This window comes from Leptospira kirschneri serovar Cynopteri str. 3522 CT, from assembly GCF_000243695.2.
Taxonomy (GTDB): domain Bacteria; phylum Spirochaetota; class Leptospiria; order Leptospirales; family Leptospiraceae; genus Leptospira; species Leptospira kirschneri.
The window spans coordinates 1-25,118 of record NZ_AHMN02000015.1; the positions used below are offsets into that span (position 1 = coordinate 1).

Annotated in this window: 11 protein-coding genes and 2 pseudogenes; 3 read left to right on the forward strand and 10 right to left on the reverse strand. The window is 36.9% G+C overall.

Annotated elements, in window-relative coordinates; genetic code table 11:
• Together LEP1GSC049_RS02000000224855 and LEP1GSC049_RS209895 are read right to left on the reverse strand one after the other, a co-directional pair.
• Positions 1-6,988: pseudogene (locus LEP1GSC049_RS02000000224855) on the reverse strand (SpvB/TcaC N-terminal domain-containing protein); the annotation flags it as partial.
• 697 nt (positions 6,989-7,685) lie between these two features.
• Positions 7,686-12,104 carry an LIC12048 family lipoprotein gene (locus LEP1GSC049_RS209895; protein ID WP_244266185.1) on the reverse strand — a complete coding sequence of 1,473 codons (4,419 nt, stop codon included), beginning with the start codon at positions 12,102-12,104 and terminating at the stop codon, positions 7,686-7,688.
• A gap of 1,191 nt (positions 12,105-13,295) precedes the next feature.
• Here LEP1GSC049_RS209895 and LEP1GSC049_RS209890 point away from each other — a divergent pair.
• On the forward strand, positions 13,296-13,760 hold the full coding sequence (locus LEP1GSC049_RS209890) for an LA_1841 family salt-regulated protein (protein ID WP_004770947.1): 465 nt from the start codon (positions 13,296-13,298) through the stop codon (positions 13,758-13,760).
• A gap of 391 nt (positions 13,761-14,151) precedes the next feature.
• Here the strand turns inward: LEP1GSC049_RS209890 and LEP1GSC049_RS209885 are convergent, their stop codons facing one another.
• From LEP1GSC049_RS209885 to LEP1GSC049_RS209860, 6 genes are all read right to left on the reverse strand, one after another.
• Positions 14,152-15,594, reverse strand: a complete 1,443-nt coding sequence (locus tag LEP1GSC049_RS209885) for a helix-turn-helix domain-containing protein (RefSeq protein ID WP_004762808.1) — start codon at positions 15,592-15,594, stop codon at positions 14,152-14,154.
• 387 nt (positions 15,595-15,981) lie between these two features.
• On the reverse strand, positions 15,982-16,893 hold the full coding sequence (locus LEP1GSC049_RS209880) for a ParB/RepB/Spo0J family partition protein (RefSeq protein WP_004762800.1): 912 nt from the start codon (positions 16,891-16,893) through the stop codon (positions 15,982-15,984).
• Positions 16,894-16,932: 39 nt separating this feature from the next.
• Positions 16,933-17,757: a ParA family protein gene (locus LEP1GSC049_RS209875; RefSeq protein ID WP_004762804.1), complete on the reverse strand. Its 825-nt coding sequence runs from the start codon at positions 17,755-17,757 to the stop codon at positions 16,933-16,935.
• Between the two features lie 194 nt (positions 17,758-17,951).
• Positions 17,952-18,329, reverse strand: a complete 378-nt coding sequence (locus tag LEP1GSC049_RS209870) for a helix-turn-helix domain-containing protein (protein WP_016561113.1) — start codon at positions 18,327-18,329, stop codon at positions 17,952-17,954.
• A 389-nt stretch (positions 18,330-18,718) separates the two neighbouring features.
• Positions 18,719-19,117, reverse strand: a complete 399-nt coding sequence (locus LEP1GSC049_RS209865; protein ID WP_004762810.1) for a type II toxin-antitoxin system death-on-curing family toxin — start codon at positions 19,115-19,117, stop codon at positions 18,719-18,721.
• Complete coding sequence (locus tag LEP1GSC049_RS209860) at positions 19,114-19,353, reverse strand: AbrB/MazE/SpoVT family DNA-binding domain-containing protein (RefSeq protein WP_004762799.1); 240 nt, start codon at positions 19,351-19,353, stop codon at positions 19,114-19,116. The genes LEP1GSC049_RS209865 and LEP1GSC049_RS209860 overlap by 4 nt, the downstream gene beginning before the upstream one ends.
• Before the next feature lie 722 nt (positions 19,354-20,075).
• Here LEP1GSC049_RS209860 and LEP1GSC049_RS02000000224865 point away from each other — a divergent pair.
• A pseudogene (locus LEP1GSC049_RS02000000224865) lies at positions 20,076-21,448 on the forward strand (helix-turn-helix domain-containing protein).
• Positions 21,449-21,679: 231 nt separating this feature from the next.
• On the opposite strand, the gene LEP1GSC049_RS2000000226880 reads toward LEP1GSC049_RS02000000224865, so the two are convergent.
• Together LEP1GSC049_RS2000000226880 and LEP1GSC049_RS209855 are read right to left on the reverse strand one after the other, a co-directional pair.
• Complete coding sequence (locus LEP1GSC049_RS2000000226880) at positions 21,680-21,874, reverse strand: hypothetical protein (RefSeq protein ID WP_016747882.1); 195 nt, start codon at positions 21,872-21,874, stop codon at positions 21,680-21,682.
• 180 nt (positions 21,875-22,054) lie between these two features.
• Entirely contained in the window at positions 22,055-22,594 is a 540-nt protein-coding gene (locus tag LEP1GSC049_RS209855) for a hypothetical protein (RefSeq protein ID WP_004768100.1), read from the reverse strand.
• 311 nt (positions 22,595-22,905) lie between these two features.
• Here LEP1GSC049_RS209855 and LEP1GSC049_RS209850 point away from each other — a divergent pair, with 311 nt between their 5' ends.
• Positions 22,906-23,811 (forward strand): Rpn family recombination-promoting nuclease/putative transposase, encoded by a 906-nt coding sequence (locus LEP1GSC049_RS209850; RefSeq protein ID WP_244266186.1) that lies wholly within the window; start codon positions 22,906-22,908, stop codon positions 23,809-23,811.
• Positions 23,812-25,118: the final 1,307 nt, after the last annotated feature.

Sequence of the window (25,118 nt, forward strand, 5' to 3'; positions counted from 1 at the left end):
GGATTCCCTTTCACATACGAGAAACGGTTCCAACCTTGCGTATCAAACTCACCGTCAATCACCGAATCCGCACTGGTAAACCTCGCAATCCCAGGATCGTAAAATCTCGCATTGAAAAAATAAAACCCAGACTCTCTGTCTAACTCCTGCGAATTAAACTTAGGAGAAAAATTCAAATCTCCCCGTTGCACAAACGTCTCACCATAAGGAAGATACTGCATCAGAGAAAGAGTATTCCCCTCATCGTCTAACACGGTAGAGACGGAATCTACTTGATCAGTCAGATAATACGCAAGAGCACCCGCTTCATTCAGAGCAGCAATACGAACCTCGTTCAAATAAACGTTGTTCACACTTGAGATCACATTCTCAGACTCGATAAACTCAAGACCAAAGAACTTGCTAGGATACAAAATCTCAACGTTAGAAAAAACATTGTTCTTCGGTTCTAAAGAAGACTTCCGAATCCGAAAACCACTCTCGTCATACCAGTAACTACCCAGGATCGCATTGTTACCATCCTGAATCTGAGTAATCCTGTCTTGAGAATCGATGCTGATCCGTTTTGTTAAATCTTTAACATTGTCTCTTTGTCTTGTTAAGTTCCCATTGGCATCGTATTGCATTACAAGAGCATCCGCACCCGAACGACTCGAATCAATATTCGTAACTTGATGATTCGTGTATTGGTAACTCCAAACGTCTTGAACAGAACCACTCACAGGATCATGAAATCTCTTAGAAGATAAGTTACCATTCTTCGCATAAACAAAAGACTGTTGAAACCTTCTCGAAAGATTCCCATCCGCAATTCCCAAATAACTACCGTTAGCAGATGTTAGGCGACCCAAACCATCGTAGCCATAAACGTATTGAGTATTGAAGTCGGTCGTGTTGTTTGCAATATTTGTAATGTTGTTATTCGGATTAAATGCATATAAGACGTCTTGTAAAACCTTGTTACTACCACCCACATCCCCAGAAGAATTGAGTCTTACCATTCTCCCCTTTACGTCATAGCCGTAACTGGTTGTAATCCCGTTTCCAAGCGTAAGACTCGACGTCTGACCAAACTCGTTGTAGGTAATGTTTTCAACAATGTCCTTGTTACAAAAACCAGGAAAAATACCGTTTGTATTGACTTGAACAGAAATCCCACTAATATACCCGGCGGTTCCGTAGTTGTAACAAGCCCTCATTCTTCCGTGAGAAATCGGATGTTCCGGATAGTCGATACGAGTCACACGACCCAATAAATCGTATCTAGTTTCTGTAATATACGGTCCCCCGGTTTCTGTCGGAAGAGGGTTTCCTTCTGTAGTCGCTAAAATCACTCTGGTTTCTTTCTTCACCCTTCCTAATTTGTCGTAACTAAAGGTTTTGTTTTGGTTCGAATCTTCAATTCGTACGAGTTTGCCTACAGAATTCTCACTCCCCGAAAAAGAATCATACGTATATTGAATATTCCCTTCTGGGATATTTTTAGTTAGGATTCTTCCTACACCGTCATACGTGAAAGTGGTCGTAACACCTTTTGCGTTTGTTTGAGAAGTTAAATCCCCGAAATTGTTGTAGTTGTAGGAACTCACACCTAAATCAGGATCACTTTCGGCTCGTAACTTTCCAAATGCGTCGTAACTCCAATAAGCCTGGTTTCTTCCGGAAACGTCTTTTGTGGGAACTCCTCCACTGGAACTAGGACAACTCATCAAACTGCCGTCGTTTAAATCACTCTTCTTGATTCTGTTCCCCGCGATGTCGTAACAAAATCCGATCTTGGCCCCTGTCCCGTCGGTAGAAAAGTCTTCTACATACAATACTTCCCCACTCGCATTTTTTACAGTGCGTTTACTCGTTTCGGAACTGTGAGTTTCTGTCGTTTCAAACGCAGTATTGTAGGCCGTTGTTACGACCACAGGAGAAGTTTCCCCTTCCGCAAGTGGTAGAATCGTTTTTTTTACCCGACCAATCGGATCGTATTCAAAACTTGTTGGATTTCTTTCTTCTAAATGCAGAACAAACCGGTCTATCTCTCCCGACGTTGCCCAGTTACTTTGTCCTTTACGGACTACTTTTCCGGTTCCGTCATATACAACTCTTCCCGTAATCGCAAAATTACCGTTAGACGCGGATTTGACCGTATATATGTTCCGACCCATTCCGTCCGTGTAGGTCCTACTTGTAAAGTCTGGATCTCCTGTGCCCGTCACAAACGTTGTCTTTGCACTCAGTGGAAAACTAGAGTCATAGCCGTAGTTTGCGGTTGTGAGAGTTCCCACATCCGTGTCAGAACTCGTTCGGATCAGTCTTCCAAAGTTGTCATATTCAAAATAGCTTTTGTTTCCGTTTGGATCTGTGGTTGTGGTCGGAACTCCAAACGCAGTCGAATAGTTGATTTGATGTGTGGTCGTAAGTACGACACTCCCTCCGAATTTTGTTTCCTGCGTTACAAACTGATTGAGTTCATTGTCATATTTGTAAGAGTTCCCACGCGCAGGACTAGAACTTGTATCCTTTTCAACCGTTTTGTTTCCAAAATTGTCATATTCAAATTCGGTTGTATGAGTTCCCACAGTAGAAAGTCCACTTCCTGTATAGCTACTGACACGTTTGATTAGATTTCCTCTTGTGTCGTAACTGAAAAGTGAAGTAATCTCGTGGGAACTCCCGCTGTTTGTCACACTTCGAGTCGCCCTTCTTTGGTTGGTCGTGTCGTCCGTTTCAAAATCGGTGATGGAAGTTGTGGTCGTAACACCGTGCACAGAATCACTAAAATGATCCGTGGTGGACTCGGTCTTCCGACTGATTTTAGTTCCACTGATTACTACGTCGGAGGTTTGTGTCGTAGTTCTTTGACCACTTAAAAACTTTTCGACTTTGGTCGTAACAGGAAGGTAACTTGTCACACCCGGTGCCATTGCAATTGGTTTTACATCATACGTTGTCTGGATGGTTCCGTAGTCGTTATTGTCATTCCCGATGATCTTCGTTTCTTTTTCCGCACCAGAAAGCGCACGGTTCATTAGAAAATCAGAATAAGGTGTAGTATGATACAGATGAGTTGCTCTTTCCCCATACGCTTCGTGAATGGTAAATTCAGAAAAACCAAAATAGTCAGATTCTTTTTTACCGTTTAAAAATGTAGAAAAAGCAAAACCGTTTTTGTATTCGTAGTTTTTAGTGATGATATTAGAAAAACCGTCGTCGAGTGAAACTCTAGTACAAACGCGATAGTTTGTAGGTAGGTCCGGAATATCGTCTTCCCCCGTGTTGTCAAACTTAGTAGAATTGGAATATTCAAAATCATAAATACCTCCAATTCCGTTTTTGACTTTCTCGATCACGTCTGGAACCGTTCCAGTCGAAAGTGCAAAATACCAGGTAGGTTCTTTTAAATGAAAAATTCCTACGTCTGTCAGTCCATCCCCGTTGTAGTCTCCGTGGATCCAACGAAATACATACACTTGAGAAACAAGATCAAGACGATCTAAATTTTTGTGACTACACTCGACGGCAAAGAAACAACTTTACTCTGCAAAAGATCGTAAATTTTGTCTTCTCCGCCAGAAACCACAATCGGATTTCCACCATTGTCAAAACGGTCCGAAAAACCAACAACACCCGCGTTATATACGTTTTTTTGAATATTCGTAGAATTGATTTTAACTTTGGTAAACGAAGTCCCGTTGTCTAAGTTTTTCCCAAATACGATCTCGCCCGTGCTCGTAAGAGCATATACAATCCCCGCCGGGTTTTTTGAATCGTAGTCCGTAGTCGTGATCGGAAGTACAAACTCTCCCGTTAAACGTTTAAATTGAATCTGATTGGAAGAAATCGTTCCTAAATACCATTTGTGTGTGGTGGTTCTTCTATCTACGATTACAAGTTGTGCTTGTGTGGTTGTAAATTTCCCCGAAAAAAAACTAAATTCTTTTCTTCTCTGTCGGTTTTCGTTTGTCCCCGCTTGGAAAAGATCATTTAAGTCTGTAGCAGTTAAATCTCCATTCGGAGTAAGAATTTTTGTACCACCAAGACCCGAAAGAATAAACCGTGCGTTTCCACTGGAAGTCTGATCATCTAATATGAGAACCGACTGAGAAGTATTGTTTTCAAAATGATCTACCACAACCCCACTGTTATTTGGATCAAACTTAGTCACGTCCGTATCACTCAACAAAGCTAAATTCAAAACATCGAATGTAGTTCCGTTTGTGTTTTTAATCACAAAAAACTGATTGGTAGTTCCCTGTTTTTTGTAAAATAGAACTTCGTCTTTTAAATTGTTTGTATATCTGTCCGGTTTTCCACCAAAAAGAGTGGTAATCCCTGTTCCTTCCGGGTTAAAAGAAGTGTTTACTCGTGAGGCAAACGTGTTGCCCTGTTTCAAATTCCAAACGTTTTCCTTACGGTTAAAGATCAAAAGTTCGGGAGTAGAACTGCAGTCGTTGGAAGTAAAACAACCTCCAAATACAACCTCTCCTTTTCCAAAATTTAGATTTCCATCATATTTGTAAGAAAGTAAAATCGTCTTTGTATCGTTAGATGCACTAAAACTTGTTTTACCCGATTCTATTTTTACCTCGTCTTTAGGAAGAGGAGTTTTGAGGATTCTGTCCGGATCGGGTCCATAGCTTAGGTCGCTATATATTTTGTATCTAAATCCGTTCTGTGTCGCTTCTCCAATCCAGAATTTGCCGTCACTCTCAGAGTAAAACCCTATGTCTGTTCTTCCGTCCCCGTTAAAATCACCTTGTAGCCAACGAGTTACTGTTTTAAACTGAGGAGTTCTTGACCAAATCTTAAAATTGATTGTGCCGTCCCCTGTTTCTCCGAGCGTCCATTCTCCATTACTTCGATCGAATAGTAGAAAGTCTGAAAAACCATCTCCGTTAAAATCACCACTAAACCGGTCGTGTCCAAATAACGACTGTTCGGGTGTGGTAAACACTTTGTAGAGTTTCCACTGCATTTGAAAAGTTACGGAATCGTTTTTATTTGGATTACGATGATTTTCACCTACAAACCACTTTCCCGATCTAGAGTCATACAAAGAAATGTCCGTTCTTCCGTCTCCGTTGTAGTCTCCTACAAGAAAGTTTACTTTGTCGTGGTCTTTTCCAGGTTTTGTTAAATCATTTGTATTCGAACTATCTAAATTAGAATCCGGTGTATAATCATTTCTGAATACGTTTTGAAACTTCTTACTAAACCTTAAAAATTCAAAACTTCCCCCTTGATTGAGCATCAACGTCCATTGACCGGTAGGTTCGTCAAAAAGAACACTGTCACTCAATCCATTTCCGTCGTAGTCTCCTGGGAACCATTCCATTCTAAGAATATCCGGAACAGAACTCATCAGTCTTCCGTAACTTTTAAACTGTAAAACCCTTCCGTCGTGTTCTGCTACTACAAAGTCTCTGGTTTCAGGTAGATAAAAGGCAATATCACTTCTTCCGTCTGCGTTATAGTCTCCGCTTACGTTTCCTTTAAAAAACCGGATCTTTTCTAAAGAGTCGTATCCTTGATACCGATTTGCATACAGTTTGAAGTTATATCCTCCTTCTTTTCTTCCTTCGGCCGCCTTCCAATTCCCTGACTTCGGATTAAAAAAGAGTAAATCAGAAATCCCATCTCCGTTAAAATCTCCTTCAAAGTATTGAGTGGAGTTTGGATCTTCTTCGATTTCGGATGACGTTTGGTTGACTACATTCTGCCAGGTAAGTAGTCTGTTAGAGGATTGATAAAAAAACTCTGGTTTTGTCGTATTTTTACTGGATTGTATATTTTTAATTCTAGGCCTTCCCGAATCCGTAGAAATTTCGTATTCTGGAATATACTCATACAATTTTCCTCCCCCATCCCAACCTACTTCGATTTTTTCTAGGAGTCTGTCCATTTTCATGAGGAATCCAGGAGAAGTGGAAACGTAAAAATCTTCTCTTTGTTTTGTAACAAATCTTACGTATTGTTTGGCGGATGCGCCGTTTTTAGAGTTTCCTGTATATCGTATTTCTTTTAAATAGAGATTTCTATTTTTTGAATATTCCGAATTGTCGTAATTTGCCTGTAGATAGTTTCCGTTTTTATCTTCTGTTTTTGTCAAATACCAGCTATACGTTCTGCTGGTATTGTATGGATCAAAAATCCTACTTTCTAATCCTTCTCCGTAGATGGTTTTAGTTCCGGAAGTATCTAACACTTCCCAGACTCCCCCACTTTCTATTTGAGTCAGTTTGAATATTAGAAAGTCTTCATTTGTAATTTCTGCTCGGTAGATTCCGTTTTCGTTTGTTGTATTTCCGCTTACTTTGACGAGTTTCGTTCCGTTCCAGGTAAAACTGTCTCTTGTATCGTAGTAGAGGGCTCCGTATTCTGGAGTTCTTGTTATACTTCCAAGTCCTAAGCTCCATCCAATTCCTAACCATCCATCTCCCCCGGTAGAAGTATACGTTAGACTAAGTTTAGGTTCTATTCCTGCACGTCCGGGTAGTGTTTGGATGGGATATATTAAACTGATATTTCCGTAGTGATTTGGTTCCGGGGGTGTCCACAAAGAAGCTCCGGCGACCGGTTCCGCTTTTGTTTCGGGGTCGTCTATCGCTTGCGCGTAGTTAGTCGATATGGAAAAGAGGTCGCTTCCCTCCGGTGCGGGTGCTGATCCAGGGGATCCAACTCCAGAACCAGAACTACCACCTACCCCACTTCCAGATGAGGGGAAACTCGCTCCGTTTGGGATTCCGAGTAAGGCCCACCACCAGTTGTTAGACTTTCCTTTTTTTCCAGGCAAAATTCCACACATTGTCGTAGTAAACAAAATACAGGAGAAGAGTAGTATATGAACATATTTGAATGTATGAGTGCGGTTTAGTTCCCAGAATATTTCTAAAGAATCAAAAAAGAACCCTTCCCATTTCTTTTGAGGAGAAGTCTTTTTTGTCTGCGCGTCCTGTTCTTTCTCTGTCTTTCTGTTTGTTTCTTCTACGTTCATCTTGTTTGCTTTTTCTTTTCGTTTTTTATTAAATCTTTTTTTAATTTCGCTTTTGTCTTTGTTTATCTTTCAACTTTAGTACATGTTGTTTTTAATATAATTGTTTGTTATTTAAAACAAAATCTTTCAAAAACAATAAAACCTAGATCGTTTGGAGACGAATTTTCCTCTCGGCGTTTTAACCCGGTAATTCTACTTTCCAAAAATCTTTGAAATGGGTATATTCTCGGAGACTTTTTTGAAAGTGTTCCGACAGGAATCATGCTCTTTACTTGCAAAAAGTATGATTTTGTGGTAGAGAAAAATCTACCGAGTTTTCCCTCCCCCTCACCCCCCACCCAAACAAGGGTGGGGCCGAACATTACAAAAAATTGTAGTAACTCCGACAAATTGAAGGTTTGATATTTACAACGCATCCCAAATCCTAAACACCGACCTGTAGAGCGACCATAGAAGCGATGCATTGAGTTTAGGGAGGTGTTTGCTGAGTTTTTCACTTTATCAAAAAGATCAACCTGCAAGGCAACATGAGGCAATATCGTAAATAAAAATATTCCATTCATTGCATTTAGCACTATTTTACTTTCAGAATATTCCTGATTCATTATGCTTTTACTCTGCCTCTGATCTTTCTATTTCTTAAGATGGCAATAGGCGGTTTTATTTTTAAAAACCGCCCATCCTCTAACAAAACGTTTTAATACTTGATCTTAGCTCGGATGGTATAATCCCTTTCGATCAAAGGAGACACAAAGAAGTTATTCAGTCCGTATTTCAAAGCACCTGGATTGGCCAGATCTACTTTGGCTCCTCGTATTCTTTGTTGTGTTTTGTCCTGAGAAAGCCAAGCCACAAAAGCAAGTCCATTACTTGCTACCGGCCAAGGAGTATATTGAAGTCCTTCGTTGGTAGTACTGATCTGAAATTCTTTTGGACCATCTACTGTAAAAGTAGATATGTCACTGACTCTTCCCCAAATAGTTCTTTTAGAACTGTTAAACTGACTCCAGGTAGTAAGGACTTTATTACCGGAAATGGTAGAAAGAGCAGTTCCTCTCATATCGGCGTTTGTAATACCAAGATTGAGAGAATCTGGATACGAGAATTGACCAGATTGTAGATCTATAACTTTTAAACGGGTTTCTTTTGTATCTTTTCTATACGTGACAATTCCTTTATTATCAGAAACGGTAAGAATCACCGTGTCGATCCCTCCGGATTCGGTTTCAATATTCGAAGTTCCTAATAGATTGGAATTCGAAGTATCTATCCCTCTTCCTAAAATCATTCCGTCGTTTCTTCTCCAAAGCACCATTCCTCTTCCCGTAGTGGCTCCTACTTGCAAAGAATCTACAGGTCTTGTGGATTCACTCAAGAGAGTTTTGTCTGTTCCGATTTTAGTACCTGTAGTCATATCATATACAGAACCATAGATTGTATGATCTTGACTACCTTGCTTTTCAAACACCCAACCAAATGCAATTTGGTTATTGTCATTGGCTGCAGCTTGAAAATTAGATATGTTGTAGGAATCCGTTTTTGGCGAAGTTCCCCAAGTAACGGTCAAGTAACCAGAATACGTGTGATTTGCTATATTTACATTGCCACCTTGAAAGGCTCCATTATCTAAACGTATCCATCGCACAGCTCCTTGGTAATTATTTACGTATGTTCCACTCCCATAACAATAAGAGGAAAAAATACAGGCTGGATCAAGAGTAAATGAAGACGAAAATTGAGTCCAAAGTATCGCAGCACGATTGTTACCAATTGCAACATCAAACATATATGTTATTCCTGAAAACACTTGAGGAGTACGAGTGCTTACAAGAGCTTCACTTACAATTGCTGATAAATTGGTCAGATCCCTGACAGATACATAGAGATTATCCCCGTTATCCCATACAATCACTGCTTTTCCATTTTTTGCTTTAACTATATACTTTCCTGTTGAAGCAGTAGAATTGATTGTAAATGGATTTGTGGAAATTGCTTGTCCCGTACTAATCTGATAGTAACGGCCGAGTAACGCGGTTCCTTGTCTCCAAACAGAAAGTGCTACGTCACCGGAACTTACAGCGATGGGTTCCCCCAAACTCTGAGCGTTTACATCCGCACTGATTGTAAAATCTGTGTTTGTACTTTCTAAGCGATACGACTTACCACTCGGAGCCGTCAAACGAACCAAACCAGAATACAAGAAATTGCTAAAGTCTCCACCATCCGCCCAAGAATTCCAAAGAGCCACACCTTCGTTATAAATTCCCATCCAGTTGAGAGAGTTTAACTCGGGAGTAAAACCTAAACAAGAACCGGGATGAAATGGACTTAAAGAACAACTAACGTTCCCGCTCGAAACAAAAGGTTTGTATTGAATCTGGTCAAAAGAGGTAGAGTTAAAGGAAGAATTCACAAAGTTGTTCCAGTCGGTTGTAAAACCTGTATCCATGGAAAGCCTAACATCCGGAGAAGTCAAAGTTCCAGGAACATACATAGAAGTTGTTTTTGGAGCGTCTATTTGAATCAGGCGATCCAACTGAACGTCAAAAGAACCGTCCTGTGCCGCGGGTAAAACCTGAACCACTTTGTAGTTTGTAGAATCTCCTTGGATAAAAAAGTTGTCACCTACGTTTACAGAACCGTAAGAGTTCGCTACCTTCACAAGACTTGTACCTTTTACGATCGGAATCCCCGCTTCTCCTTTTAACTTACGAACCTGAGAAAAGTGTAAAGGCCAGATCGTTTTACGATACGCACTATTCAAAGAAGGTCGAATATACAATTTTACTAAACTAATCGCAGGATCAACGGTAGTACTGAGTGTTGGCAATTGAACACAAAGTGTATACGTCTGACTGATAAAATCCAGAGTCGTTCCACAGTTTTTTAGTTTGTAAGGATCACTCGAACTTAAGTCCTTTATGACATGAAACCAATCCGTCCGATTTCCACCAAATCCAAGACTGATTTCAAAATCGGCCGCTTGGTTGATATTGTAACGATCCGAAGAAACTTGAGGATTGTAAGTAAAGTTTGTAAAATACTGATACGGACCTGTATCCACAGCAGTACCAAAGTTAGGCGAAAGATATTTAGTTTTGTCTAATTTGATTTTTAATTCTACTCTTTCTCCAAAACCAACCTCGCCTAAATAAAGTGAATTTGTATCCGGATAGTAAGGATGATTTCCGAGAGTTTTTAGATCCCATTTTGTATTGAGTGGATAACCGTTTCCTGTTTCTAAAGGATTGGTTCCAAACTTTTGTTCTACTTTGATAAAGTCCTTAAAAGAAATATAAACTAAGTCGTAGCTATCTCCCGCCCAGATGATAGAATCCACACCCTTTAAAACGGGAGCCGCAACCGCACCTCTCCAAGGATCAAATCTACGAACACTTCCAGAATCGGTCCAATAGTCCGTAGGAGAATAAAATTTACCTTTGGAATAAATCGCCCAAACTCCTGAATTCATCTTTTCCGATTCCGTCCATTGGCTATACGGTTTTTGAACACAAGCCGTTCTACTCACTCCATCCGATCCGGTGCTTGTTTCATCCTCACAAGGAATGTTAGTACTCACACCTCCAAAAGATTGGATTCCTTTTAAGTAAATTCTGGACTCTCCTAATTTAGGAGCCGATTCAGACAAGTCTATTACATAATCCTTAAATGTAATATTGTCCCCAGAACAAGAAATTCTTTCTAAAGCTTTTTTCAAACTGATCCCCGGAGAAAACACGTCCGCCGTTTTTGTGTTACACGGATTCGATACGTTAGGTGTATCAAATGCGGTCACACGATACATTTCTCTGACCCCTGGTCCATACACTTTTACGAGTGCAGTTCTTCCTTTTGCGTTTTCTTCTATGATCTTTAGATTGTTTCCGGTAAAACTAAGCAAACTCGATTTGTAGTTAGAATCCGCTACGTGAGTCATGGTATAGTCCACGATCATGATCTTAGGTGTATATCCCGCTGCGATCGCCTTTTCTACTTCCGATGTATTCAAATTTGCTAATTCTACTACATACGGTCCAAAGTCAGATCCTCCATATACTTCCACTTCAAAAAGACTATAGTCGTCGTTTCTCAGTCTAAAAGAAGACATGGGAACCAGTTCTCCTCCGGGAGTTTCAAACATCAAAGAACAGAGTATGTTTGATATTTTAACCGGCATGTTGACTGATAGATTTTTAATATACAAAGCGGCTCTGACTACTCCCGCGTTTGGTTCTACCGTAGACGTTTCGTTAATCTTTGTAGATTTATCGGATCTATACTTTCTGGCTTTGTTTGTGGATGAATCCGATTTTAAATTCCAAGCGTCTCTATCTATATTGTTTTTAAAAGGTCTATCCGCCCATTTGGTTGTAGTTGAAGACGTAGCATTTTTTGCGTTCCAACTGTCTCGACTACTGTTACTGTAGTTCATTCCAGTGGATACAAGTCCCATTCCAAAACCGGCGGTCATTCCCGCGGACATACTTCTTTCGTGAGACTGTCCTAGTTCTGTTTCTGTACTGAATGAATCTTGAAACTGTACGGTTCTTTCATTCAACTCGTTCTGATGTATTTTTTCAGATCCTTCGTTTTTAGAGGCTTCAAAGTCGTTTGAGTTGATTTCACTTACAATCTGATCACTTTGGTTCGAAGAATTTTTTAAGATCTGTATCTTTAAAGTGACAGGAGGTGCGATTGTAGTTTCTATCTGTGGATAGTCCGCCACCCATACGTTAGTTAGAGTTTCATTCTGATTTAAGATTCCGTCTCCGTCAAAATCGTTTACTATATTCGTTCCCGTGGGATCGATCGTTCCCATCAAAGCATTCGAATTTACTAATCTTCCAGGAGGTAGATTAAAGATTGCGTCCACAGGTGTTACCGGTGTTGAACCCGCTCCTCCAGTTCCAGAGTTTCCCGGTTTTATCGGCACTCCTTCGTTGTTCACCTGAGTTTTTACAGGTTCTGCGGCTAACCAAATCGCCCCCGCTAGATCCACGTTATCCATCGTGTTATGTTCCTTCTCAAACAAGCCACAGGACATAACAAAAGAGATAATTAAGAATATTATAATATGGAATATACTTAGATGTGTTTTCCTTCGAAATTTTTTCATTTTTTCACCTCTTTATTTTTCACTTTTGATTTCTTACGTCTTTCATCAGTCATACATTCGTTCTTTGTTCATCTTACGTTTGTTATGCCTTTATTTTGTTTTGTTAAGGTTGATTACGCCGTCTTTTCAAAAGTTTCATTTCGACTATGAAAAAAATGAGGCCCGTTGTGGCTACAGCATTTCAAAAAATTCTGTTTTTTTGTGATATTATTACCAAAAATGTATCAAATTTTTAAGTATATTCAAATAATCGTTAGCGATTTCCGCCAAACGTTTGTTATGATACTAGATTCTTTTTGTTTTAAGTTGCACAAAATCGAATATGTTTTTCACGTCTTTGATTCTTATTTAAATTCATGTTATAACTAAGAATGCGTTTATTTATGCTTCGTTTGGTCTTTGTCTATTTTTTTTGGTTTTGTATTCTTTAGTGTTGATCTAATATTTTAAGGATGGGTTATACTGAGGGCTATGTTTTGCAAAGCCAGGACTATTGAATGAAGAAATTTTATCACATTCAATGTTATATTTTGATTATTCCTTATGTTTCTTTTTTTGATAGAATTCTGTCACAAAACGTAAAACAACGATAATGACTTTCGAGTTTAATTTGTAAATTTATCCGTTTTCTTGAATTTTGTTTTCACTTAGGTAGATTGAGCGAACTGAAAGATGATACTCATAACTATATAATAAAGTACCTAATATTTTACATAGAACCAGCGTTTTGCGACAGAATTAACGGTACTCAATTTTATAGAGATCCGTATTATTTTTAAAACAAGCCTACCACGGTTTTGTTTTGATTCATTCTGTATTTTCTTACTGAAAGATGATAACGTCATTTAACTAGTTATTCCAACGCCCTACCCTTTTAATTTTGTATTAACGTAAATTCTTGCATGAGAAAAACTTTTCTAAAAGTATGAGTCCCTATATTTTTAGAATTTGTTCGTAAAATCGTGGTTTGTTGTTTCCACATTTAAGAAATCGATCCATAATATTTAAGATTTCATTTTTTTTCAGAACCATGAGGTCCTTAAGCCAAACTCATGTTCAGTTAAAATTTCTAAAAAACACAAATGAAAAAATCTATATTCCTAATTCTGCAATTAAATTATAAAATTAATTTGACATACAAGAGCTTTTTAAAAAACGATCCAAACTCATAAAGGAGATTTAACTTTTTAAATGACAACTTACTGTCTTAAATTTGGAAAAATATTTATTATATTTTGTTTGATCGTATTCAGTTTAACAAATTGTGCCATGGGAAGTCTTACGATTACCGGAAGAAGTTATCCGCCTCTTGCAGAAACAGAACCTATTGATGTGATTATGAGAGCAGTTCCTGATTATCAAGTAGAACAGATTGGTATTGTAGAAGTTCGTTGTGGACAACTGAATCATTGTATCGAATACGTTAAAGAAAAAGCAAGAGAACAAGGAGCCGACGTTATCATACTAGCCGATTCCGGTATTGTAACTTCCATACAGTATATGCCTGGAACCAGAGCGGGAAATACTTCTACTCCCGGCCAAATTTCAAGTAGCAGCGGTCAAATTCAAACCTGGGAAATTGCTAGAAAAATTCTGATCCCTCACAATGAAACTAAAGGAAATAAGAGAAAGAAGAACGTTTCCGAGGAAATTTGAATCCTAAGTTAAATTTGAAAACTTACAGAGTGTAATAGTCAAATAACCCGTAAACTCCCAATGCCGATCCTTAGAAAGGTATTCGGGAGTGGGACTCTGAAGAGTGTAAGTTTAAGTTCGAAACATTAAGGATTACGAATATAATCTACTGAGAACCATAAAATAACGTGAACTCGACCTAAGAAAATGGGAAAGAATTTTCTAAAAATATCAGTCCCTGCAATTTTAGAATTTGTTCCTAAAATCGTGCTTTGCAGGAGTTCCTACATTTTAGGAATCGAAATCACAACTTTTTTAGAAAAATCAACCTGATCCCTTATGCCGAATTCACGTTAAAATAAGGGCCTCATTTTAATTTTCAAGACAAGTCGCCGCCCTTTTTGGTTTTGTATTATGCCGCAACGTTGAATTTGTTTTCCTCAAATTGTAATGAGATAACCCTTTGGGGATGATTATAGAAGTAATCACGTATGTGATTTTTTAGTCTTTCTGGAAGTGAGTCATAGATTACAATTTTCTCCAGGTCATAACGGATCTTTAGATTGCGGATGATTTCTAAGTCTGGTCGGTCTAGTGTTAGTGTAGAATGGTTCATGAACTCATGAATTACTTTATCTACCGACATATAGTCTCGGAAATGTTTGAAATTCTGGTTCTCTAAGTGATTATCTAGTATGGATATTTTTTGACTTGGCTGGGTTTGATTTTCCTGATTACTTTTTGAATCCGGTTTCTTACTTGAGTTAAAATTCTTTTCGTTCTCTTGCGTTTCTTTTTCTTTTACAAATTTTACTTCTAGTTTAAGTTTTCCTTCTTCTCTAAAATACTTAGTAACAATCATTTTGAGAGAATCGTTTATTTCCCCTACTATACTCAACTCCTCATTTTCGAATTTGATTTTAAGTCCTTTAAGATTTTCGTAGCTGGTTTTAGAAAGTCTTTCCTTTGCCCAAACCAAAAATCCTTCCCACGTTGGATCATTTTCATTTTTGGACGGATCAGTTACCTCGCTCTCGATCTTTATTTCTTTTTTATTTTCCGTGACCAAAGGGGCTTTGTTTTTCACTTGTATAAGTAGGTTATATGTGTTTTTTATAATGTCCTTGTAAGAGTAGCTGGAGGCTATGTTTACAGGGATCGTTCCCCAAAATCGGTCCCCTTTATATTCTTCCGATTTACGGATATGAATTAGCTTCTTCAAAGTTTCTAAAACGACTTCCGGATCTTCCGGTACTAACTTTTTCCAGGACTTGATTTTAGCGTTTTCCTTTTCCGGGTTGTGGTCGTATTCCCCCCATTCTTTCAGTATGAGGTTTTTAGAATTTTCTAGAATATTCATCCAAGTTACTTTAGAAAGAGAAGAGTTTTGTACTTTCTTTTCGTTATTTGTTTGGTTTGTACTTTGGTTATTAGTACAGTCCCCCGTACGAACGTACGGAGCAGACCCGGTACTTTGGTTTAATCTCTCTAGGATATTTGTACTAGACAGACTAGTATATTTTGTTATCTGTTTTTGTAGGTTATATTCATAACGTTCTTTTACAACTGTATCATGTAGACTAGAGTTTAGTATTCTATAATGTCCGTGGAATTCTCCAGAGTTTATATATCCTTCTCGTCTCATTTCTCGGATATATTTAGAAACAGTAGTTTCTGCTAAGCCTACTTCCTCACCTAGTGTTTTGTTTTTTGCAATACATCCACCAAATCCGTTGATTCTTCCTGCAATATCTAAGTCAGTGATTTTAGACAGTAGCTGTCTTTTTGCCCTGGAAAGTGGTAATGATTCGATAGCGTGAGCTATCACCAAAGCGTAATGTACGACCTCGGTCATTTTAGTATCCCTTGTTTTACCATACGGACATATTTCGGGTGACGCACGGTAAAGGTTAGTTTTTACCCTACTCTATTAAAATACGGGGAACTAAAGGTCAGGCATGGAGCCTTCGGTAAGTCCTCGATTTGTCGCTTTTGGCCTAATGTGAGAGCGGCCTTTGTCTTAGTTATGTCTCTAAGATATTTTGGACTAGAAACATGTACCAGACAAATGTCAAGCAAAAAATGGGACATAACTAAATTATTGTCACTTTTAGGAAGAATGCCCTTGGGGACTCTCACCTCCCCTTGGGCTCATTACGACAAATCTTGGATAAGATTGTTTCGGTATTTTAAAACAATGTGCTGTTTTGGGTACTCTTTTTTTGTTAAGAAATTAAAAAAATCATGTCAGTAAATCCATTTGATCTTTGAGCTTCTTTTTTTTCTTTTTTAATTCATCAATTTTTCTATCAATATCGTTTATTTGATCTTGAAGAGTTTTGAGGTTAGTAAAAGATTTAGTTTTCTTTGAACTGCTGTTGGATATTGAAAAAGATTTAGCATATTTTCTAGCTTCTGCTTGAGTTGGCAAAGAATCATTTTTTGCTTTAGTAAGCAACCAATCTAATGCATCTTTATGATTAGCTTTAATTGTAGGTAAAACTTCCATCAGAATTGAAGTCGGGACTTTACTTATTAAATCAGGATTTTTGATTTTCCCAGCTTCAACTAAATCGTTAATAGCCGAAGCATGCATCAGTTTTTGCTTTACCCAAGAAATTGATTTATTGAATTTTTCTGCAAGTTGAGAAGCTGAAAGTTTATATCTAGATTTAATAACAGTTAGGCTAAGGGCAATTTCTATGTCTGCAAGATCCTCTCGATGAATATTTTCAATCAATTTATATTCGGGAATTAAATCCGGATCTACTTGGTGAACATTTTTAACAATAGATGAAATAAATTCTTCGCCGTTTAACTTTGTCGCACGAAGTCTCCTTTCCCCCGCGATGAGATGATATTCGTTCCCAATTTTTCGAACAGAAATAGGTTGAATTAATCCATATTTTTTAATGCTATCGGCTAATTCTCGAAGAGATTCACTGCTGAAATTTTTTCTAGGATTTTCTTTGCTAATAATTTTCTTAACTGGAATATTTTGTATTACTTGATTGGATTCCTGTTTTTCATTATTCATCAATTCGCGTAATAATGCATTACTTTGCGAATTATTATGTAAGTTAGTAGAAGTTTTATCGGTTTTGTTTCCGAAAGCATCTTCAACTTGGAAAATTTTTTTAGATTTAGAAGCCATTAAAAACCTACTTTATAAACCACTAAACAGAAAAATAGTTCATTTGACTGAACGAATTGATAGACCTGATTTTTGGATTAAGGCTTCTGCTAAGGAATCATAAGCATTCCAACCTTCTGTGCCTTCTTTTAAGGGTTCCCCAAATTCAGTTCTATCGCGAATTGTCGTTGATTGAGGAATTGGAGGTAGTAAGCCTGGGGTAGGGACTAATTCGTATCCAGTTTCATTTGCTTGTAACTGATCTAATAAATTTGGGATTTGTTGTAGTTGTTCTAATATTTGTTCGCTTCGACCTGAATTATTCCAAATCGTCGGTAGTATAAATACGGAGGTTATTTTAGTGCCTGGAAAATTCAAAGCCTCATTGATTTTTTTAAAGATTTTTTTTACTGTTCGAATTGCCCACTTTGAAGGATTTACTGGGATAATTACAGCATTGGCAGCAAGCAGAGCGGAAAGAAGTTCATAAGAGCCTGATCCAGGGGTATCAATTATGACGAAATCGTAATTTGATTTTGAAATAACAGTATTTAGCTTTGTGACAAGTGCGATGTCTTTTCCTACATGATACTGAAAATCTTCTAATTCCATCGAAGATGGAAGTATGTCAACGTTATAGACATTCCTTGTTGATTCTTTGAGTGTTGTTTCGCCTCTTATCACAGAGAACGTATTTGCATTGTCAAATAATTCTAGAGGTTCGTTTGGAAGAAATGCGTTGGAAAGATCGCCTTGGGGGTCGTGGTCAATCGCAAGTGTGCGACCTCTTCTGGCTAATGCCATAGAGCTGTGTGTAGCACTAGTAGTTTTTGAGACTCCTCCCTTGACATTCGCGAAAACAAACACATAAGGTTTATGGCTCATAAAATCGGTTTTAAAAGAAATTCGAATCGTGAAAAGCGAATTTTATATATGTTACATAATTTAGTTTAGACTTTGTAAATCGTTCAGTTAACTGAACGATTTACTGGATTAGAGGTTTGTTTTAAAGTATTTTGAGTAAAATTTCACGAAGTAAACATTTAAGACATTAAATCTCGTTCCATACGAAAACTTCCTTACACAAACTTAGAAGATAAGAAAATAAAGAACTCTCGAATGATTTTCTTTTGAACAGAGGACGGCGTTTCTGGTAATTTATCAATAGAATCTAACACACCGTAAGAGTCGAGTTTAGAAATGAGTTTTAACCTTTTTTGCATTTCGACTAAATGAACGGAATCTTTGAGTTTCATTTGCCCTTTACCGGAAAGAATCCACTGTTCGTCATAACCTTTAAGCCTTAAAATGATCAAAATAGACTTAGGGATAGCAAGAGTGCCGTTTTTGTATTTGTAATAAGTAGAACGATTGACACCCAATTTCGCGGCCATCTTGCTGTGACTCAGTTTTAGGTCGTCGTCAATTTCGGAAAGTCTTTCAAAAAGTGTAGACATAAATAGTCTCCATAGGAGACAAGGAATCATAAAATAAGTCTCTGTCAGATACAATTTAAAAATTTTCGCCTAACCCTGTGAAGAGGACTGGAATTATTTAAAAAACAAAAAACGCCCTTGAACTGGGATGAGAATAAGAATGAAATTGTAAATTCCAAAAGTGGTTACCATTTAAAATAAAAAGGGTAGGGGATAAGGCTGATCGTATTTGGATCATTATATTGATATTTAATTGTCTCTACAAGAATTGAAATTTTCCAAAGATAGATGTTCTTTTCGATATTCATGTCTGAATGTCTCTATTAATTCACGTGAGTTCTGCACAAGAAATTCTTTTTACTGAAAAAAGTTGGATCTAAACTTTGTAAATTGATTCTTAAAATGTGGAACTACCGCAAATTACGATTCGAACTATCTTTTAACCAGATTGATAGGTTTGTTTCGTTAATATTTCCACTAGCAACTTTCAGCATGATAGAAACGACTTCTTCTTCCGGAACCTCTATGTTGTAACCATTGATTCCAAGAAATACATAAGTCGCCATGAAAGCGACACGCTTATTACCATCAATAAAAGGGTGATTCTTCGCTATCCCTATACATAGAGAAGCGGCTAAATCAAAGATGTTGGAGGAGGAGTGATTGTACCATTTATTCTTTGGCCGATCGAGAGCCGATTCAAGAAGTCCTTGATCCCGAATCCCTTGAGAACCGCCATGTTGTTTCAGTTGGTCTAAATGAATTGTTAAAACGATTTTCTGATTCAACCATCTTGGTTCTTTTCTCATTTAGCCAATTCTCTTAGTGCATTCCGGTACTTTTTGGAACCTTTTTGGTAAATATCCATTGCTTCTTCAAAGTCGGGATCATAAGGAGATAAAAGAATCCCCGATTCGGTTTCTAAGAGAAATACGGTGTCGCCTTCATGAAAATTATACTTCTCTAATAGAGCTTTAGGAATTGTTGCCCCGGCGGAGTTGCCTATTGCCCGAATTGTCGTTTTTTTTACTGATGAATTATCCATGTTATAATAATAGTAATAACGAGAGGAGTTGCAAGTATTTTTATTTAAAATTAGACTTAAAAAAAGCGCAGAAAAAAATATATCTCAAGATTCATGAAACTGAACTTTAAAGAAATAAACTACTCGGAACTACAGAATAAAATACCCAGACCAATCGTTTACACATCAATAATGCAAATTCAACATAAGAATTAGTTTTAAATTATTATATTTTATTTAAAAAAGGTTTTTAGTGTATTTTAAATAAAATTAAAAACTCGATTTTTCTTTCATTGAATCGAAACAAAAAGTAGATATATTTTTTCCCGATAAAATGGAAATTCCAATTCTCTGACATGAGTAACCACAAGATTTTTCTTAACGCTTGTGAGACTCACAACTCTGTAAAACACTCCTTCCTAAACCAGGAATTCCCAAGACAGGAAATTACCGAGTTGGAAAACAGATTTTAGAAAAAATCTAAAATGTAGACCGAACAATTTTCTCCCTTTTTTAGATCAAATTCAAGTAAAACTGAAAACAAAGATTGAATCCCAAAATTTACCTTAAGATTGAATTTTTTTAGAAATAAAACTTCCGATATTGGTTTTTGTGCCAAAGTGAAAACGGATCGAGTAGGATAAAAAACAAAAAGAAATGACTTTGGAAACGATACCGTATTCCCACTAACTTTTTAGAAACATCCAGACTCACCTCACAACACTGTAACAAGAGAATAGTATATGAATGACACTCCAAGAGTCTTTCGGGTACAAAAAGACCGAAACTTTACAATCGTAAAAAATAACTTTATAGATGATGCTCGTTTAAGTATGAAAGCGACAGCGATTCTACTTCTGGCCCTACGTTATCCAGACCACTGGCGAATGTCCGTAAAAACGATGGCTAAGTTTAAATCTGACAAAGAGTCAAGTATTGCATCGGGGTTTAAAGAACTAGTTACCTTTGGCTATGCAGAATTTCGAAAAGGCAAAGATCCAGTAACTGGTAGATTTAATTCTGGTTGGTATTTTTTTGAAGAGTCTCAAAAGCCGGAAGTTCAATACGAAGCAAAACCTACTAAATATATGAAGATAGTAAATCAAAGAAATTTTTTTTTAAAGAAGTCTTAAAATCTAAGAAAGAAGAAAATAATGTTCTAGATTTACAACAAGCAAAAAGGCCACACCTCGAAAATCAAGTTGTGGTAAATCCAACTCAACCAAGTCTTAAAGACCTAAGACTATCAAAACAAGTATTCTCTAAACAAGTACAAAAGCATCACCAACCCATACAAGCGCACGTAGAAGAACAAAAAGAACTTTCAGAAGAAGTAGAAAGGAAGAAAGAAGAAAAGCAGATCCTATATTCACCACAATCAGAAAAGCCTCACCTTGAAATTCAAGTTGGGGAAAATCAACCCCTATCAAATACTATATACCAAGGACTATCAAAACAAGTACTCTTTAAACAAATACAAAATACTTCTAGAGAGTACGGCCCGCCTGCAAAAATGCACGTAGAAGAACAAAAGCAAAATTTAAACAAACCTAAAACGTTATCACGATTTCAATTTCCTGATTCTTGGCTTACAAAATTTCAAGAATACTATTTCAAAGAACATGGAAGTGAAATGGGACAACCTGACTCAGAGCTAAAAGCACTCAACAAACTGTATGAAATATCCAACGGAGATTGGAAGGTAATCGAAAGTAAGATACAAACACTTATCCAACTGAGAAAACAAGATCCTAAGTTTTGGTCTAGGTTATTTGAAAGAAAAGTAAAACCTACTGAAAAGAACAGAAAACGAAATGAACCACAAAATAAATCATTACGAACTGAATCCAAATATAACGAGAGTAAGACGATCCAAGAAACACCCATAGAAGAGTTAAACAACCTAGATCCTTACAAATGTTTTTTAGTGTGGGGTAAGACAAAGTTGTTTAAACAACAATTAGAATATTACGAACAAAACTCAGATCCTCTCAAATACGAAGGAACTAAAAAGATACTGTATGAAAAATTTGTAAACGAAGTATATCCGGGTCTTGTAAGTAACTCAGAGGTAAAAAAGACTACAATTGAAAATAGAAAGGGAAGTGCCGCATGAGTTTTTTTAATTGAATCAATCAAAGTGTATTAGAACCGATCTCATACAAGAAGAACAAGAGTCGATTCTCAAAGGTCTTTAAAAAGATCGATCTTTTTTTTGTAAGAGAAAAGGAGGGTGATTGAATTGATTCAAATGTGAGACGGACAAAAAATGAATCTAATCCAGAGGGTATCAGCTATTCTGAGTAAATGACGTTTTTGTTTAAAAAGGAGAGTGTCTTACTTCGCCTCAATCAGATCTTATAGGTAATTTGACAATATAATCTGAATTATTTATTTCTTCAAAAATACTTTTAGTAATTTTCGGTTTTTGGAAGTTTTTTTCAATTTGATAATAAGTATCTAATTTTGCATGAAATAACGAAATAACACCATCGAAAATTAGTTTAAATTCATATTCTTTTTCTTTAGTTGCGGCATCCAATATGGCATTGTCAGTTATATTGCAAGAGAATATAATCTTTGAGTTACTCCATTGAATATTTGTTAAGATAATTCCGTCTCGATGATTTTTAATATAACCAATTGGAGTTTTATAGGAACGGCTTTTTCCATTTTTTCACTTCTATACATTTTTATTAAAATTTCGCATAACGCAAAGTCGTCAAGCGTGATAACGCACCTTTCGCCTGGCTCTTTCTGTTCGCTCTCTCCATTCTGACCAGAAATGGAAATACCCTTCTTTGAGTTCTTTGGATGTTGTCTTCTTTGGCTCTGACAGTTGATAGAATTCTTCCACTTGGTTTGTCAGAGAGAGGACGATGAAAATCCACTCGTGCAATGCGAGCGTTGAAGAATTGCCATTTAAAGTAGTGTGGGTTACGGCATTCCCTTCATGTTTAATGTGCCATTCGATTCCGTTGGGGCATCCGAGCATCAAAACGGGAAACTGAGAATCTTCTTGAGGGATGAAATCAAAGCTACAACACGGGATTAACTGACTCCCGTAATCGCCCGGATGATAATCATGTTCGAGCGATCGCAGAAGGTAGAGCCCAGCACAACTCAATGTCCATTCCTTGTTCGGAACGTCGGAAAGGGTTTCATTGTCAATGCAAACGTTCACGGTACCATGGGCACAGAGATCGTCAACTTGGTCGCCCTGGGGGAGCCAGTGGAGGTCGGAAAAAACGATTTGGATCATCAGAAAACAGGCGCGTGATTTCGCATAACTATTAATCTACAAATATCATAAAACCCTGGTAATCCATCAATCCAAATAAGCTTAGAAAATAGAGTTAGGACCCTAACTCTATTTGGCTTCTGATAATCATTACCTAATTTTAGTTTATACTTAGACAAATTTTTGACTCCGCATCGATCCCTTTCGCGTTACGCCCTGCTCACGTAAATAAAGCAGTTGCCTTGGATTGAATCAAAGAACTAATTCATAAAAAAGAAAATGAATCTTTACAAATAAAAGTAATCTCCATTATTAAAAATACCATGTCTGATATGACAAACCCACATGATCGTTTAATCCGGGAAACTCTACAGGACAAAGAGGATGCGATTTCCTTTTTTAAAAATAGTTTACCCGAAAAAGTAATCGAACTTTTGGACCTAAACGGATTAGAACTAACACAATCTAGTTTTATTTCAGAAAACTTAAAAGAAGAACAAACCGATCTACTCTTTCAGATCCCACTGAAATCCGGTAAAAAAGCAAACGTCTATCTTCTATTTGAACACAAAAGTTATTTGGATGAAGCAGTCTTTAGCCAACTCTTAGGATATATATCCGCAATCTACAAGTCTCAATATAAGACGGATAAAAAATACTCAGTTGTGATTCCGTTTGTGTTCTATCACGGTGAAAGGTCTTGGACTTTAGGAAATAGTTTTCAAGATAGGTTTATACTCTCTAAAAACGAAGAAGAAGTATTTAAAAAATACATTCCAGATTTTGAATTAGAATTATTTGATCTGTCGAAAGTAGATCTAAACCGATTGGAAAGTATCACCCTAAGAGTGATTTTAGGAGTGGTTCAAAAAATATGGGAAGGGGATAGTTCATTTTTAAGTCATTTAGGAGAAGTATTTGAACTCTTAACAGGTCTAAAAAACGAATCGAAAAGGGTTGAAATTTTCCAAAAACTGTTTTTATATATATTTAATGTAAGAGAACTTGAACCGACTGAAATTACAAGTTTACTCAGTCATTCAAGGTATAATAGGGAATACGAGGATTTAGCCATGACAACAGCTGAAAAGTTAATTCAAAAAGGTGAAATAAAAGGTAAAGTTGAAACTAAAATTGAAATTGCCAGAAATATGCTATTGAAAGGTGCTAGCTTAGAATTTGTTTTAAGTGTAACTGGACTTACAGAACAAGAGTTGAAAGGCTATGGAGTGATATAACCTGTAAAGTTAAGAACAGATCGGACACTCCTCACTCAGTATTGAATACGAAGGGTTGTCAGCAATCTTATCAATTTCAGTCTATCAAACAAAACATAGTTTTTGTCCTACTTTTTTAGGCCGTTGCTCGAACTTTATTACGCCGAATCACAAGTTTTAACTGGACTTTGAACTTCGTATTCATCTTTCACTTTTCCTCGAATTTCCTCACAACAAACTTAGGATTGTTTTTAAATGAAGTAGGGCATTCGTTTTCAAGGGTATAGAAAGAACTTCTTTCCTTAGATGTGATTATTTGGAATTCGAGATCTAGAAACGTTTTGAAACTTTAAGTAGAAAACAAAAGTCATTTATATCTACGAATTTCGGCACAATAGTGTACTATCTTTGAACCAGATTTTTGGAGACAAAATACATCAGTTCAAAAATGATTTGGCTCTTAATGGAGTTCTTCATTTTGAATTCTTTTTGTAATGAGTAGAAAAGAGACAGTCGTTTTTTCGGCTTGTATTGTTTCCGATATTTTACTTTTTTAAAAAACTCGGAAGTGGGGTTTTACAGGGTTTTTCACATGCAAAACCCCTGTTTCATAAAAATCAAGATTACAAGATCAGGATAAACTTCTCTTATTTTCCGATATTTCATTTTTGATTACCTGAGTTTCTTTTCTCAGAAAGGTATTTGCGTTATCAGGATTTTTTCGTCTTGAATATCAAAACAGAACTGTTTTAGGAGAATGGAAAAAAGTTCACTGGTTAAAATGGAAAGTATCAATTGGCCTTTGTACAATCAATTAGAAAGTCCAGAAACAATTCCAAAGTTATTTGAAAGAACTCAAACAAATGCCAAGTGAAAGAGGATAGAATTAAAATTACAAATAAAGATCCGTACGAAGTTTTTAGAGCAGGGTAGTCAAACTTCCAAAAGGGCGTAAGTATAAAATGAAGTTCGAATCTTTTAGAGACTAAGGACTTAAAAAAACTTAGAACCGTATCTTCTTTAGGAAACAAAAAAGATACAAACCTTTTTGAATCGTAGTAGGTTTATAAAAAGTCAGAATTTTTTACCTAAAGTTCTAAAACGTAAACAACTCATAACGGTAATACTAAGGCCCTTCTAATAAACTAAAGAATGTTCTAAATACGAATTCCCATTGAAACGATAACGAACTGTTCAATAGTTTTAAAATCCCTCCGTTTTTAGTGAATGATCAGGTTTTGATTCAAGTTTTTTTATTTGAACAGAATCAATTTACTTTAGTATAAAAACTTAGAATGAGTCTCCACAGAAATTCTCCCACTTCTATG

Bases quoted from the DNA above. Each gene is read 5' to 3' on its own strand.
- LEP1GSC049_RS209865 (WP_004762810.1), bottom strand. From the start codon at position 19,117: ATGAGAAAAGAACCAAGATGGTTGAATCAGAAAATCGTTTTAACAATT.
- LEP1GSC049_RS209875 (WP_004762804.1), bottom strand. From the start codon at position 17,757: ATGAGCCATAAACCTTATGTGTTTGTTTTCGCGAATGTCAAGGGAGGA.
- LEP1GSC049_RS209850 (WP_244266186.1), top strand. From the start codon at position 22,906: ATGACAAACCCACATGATCGTTTAATCCGGGAAACTCTACAGGACAAA.
- LEP1GSC049_RS209895 (WP_244266185.1), bottom strand. From the start codon at position 12,104: ATGAAAAAATTTCGAAGGAAAACACATCTAAGTATATTCCATATTATA.
- LEP1GSC049_RS209855 (WP_004768100.1), bottom strand. From the start codon at position 22,594: ATGATCCAAATCGTTTTTTCCGACCTCCACTGGCTCCCCCAGGGCGAC.
- LEP1GSC049_RS209885 (WP_004762808.1), bottom strand. From the start codon at position 15,594: ATGACCGAGGTCGTACATTACGCTTTGGTGATAGCTCACGCTATCGAA.
- LEP1GSC049_RS209880 (WP_004762800.1), bottom strand. From the start codon at position 16,893: ATGGCTTCTAAATCTAAAAAAATTTTCCAAGTTGAAGATGCTTTCGGA.
- LEP1GSC049_RS209870 (WP_016561113.1), bottom strand. From the start codon at position 18,329: ATGTCTACACTTTTTGAAAGACTTTCCGAAATTGACGACGACCTAAAA.
- LEP1GSC049_RS209890 (WP_004770947.1), top strand. From the start codon at position 13,296: ATGACAACTTACTGTCTTAAATTTGGAAAAATATTTATTATATTTTGT.
- LEP1GSC049_RS209860 (WP_004762799.1), bottom strand. From the start codon at position 19,353: ATGGATAATTCATCAGTAAAAAAAACGACAATTCGGGCAATAGGCAAC.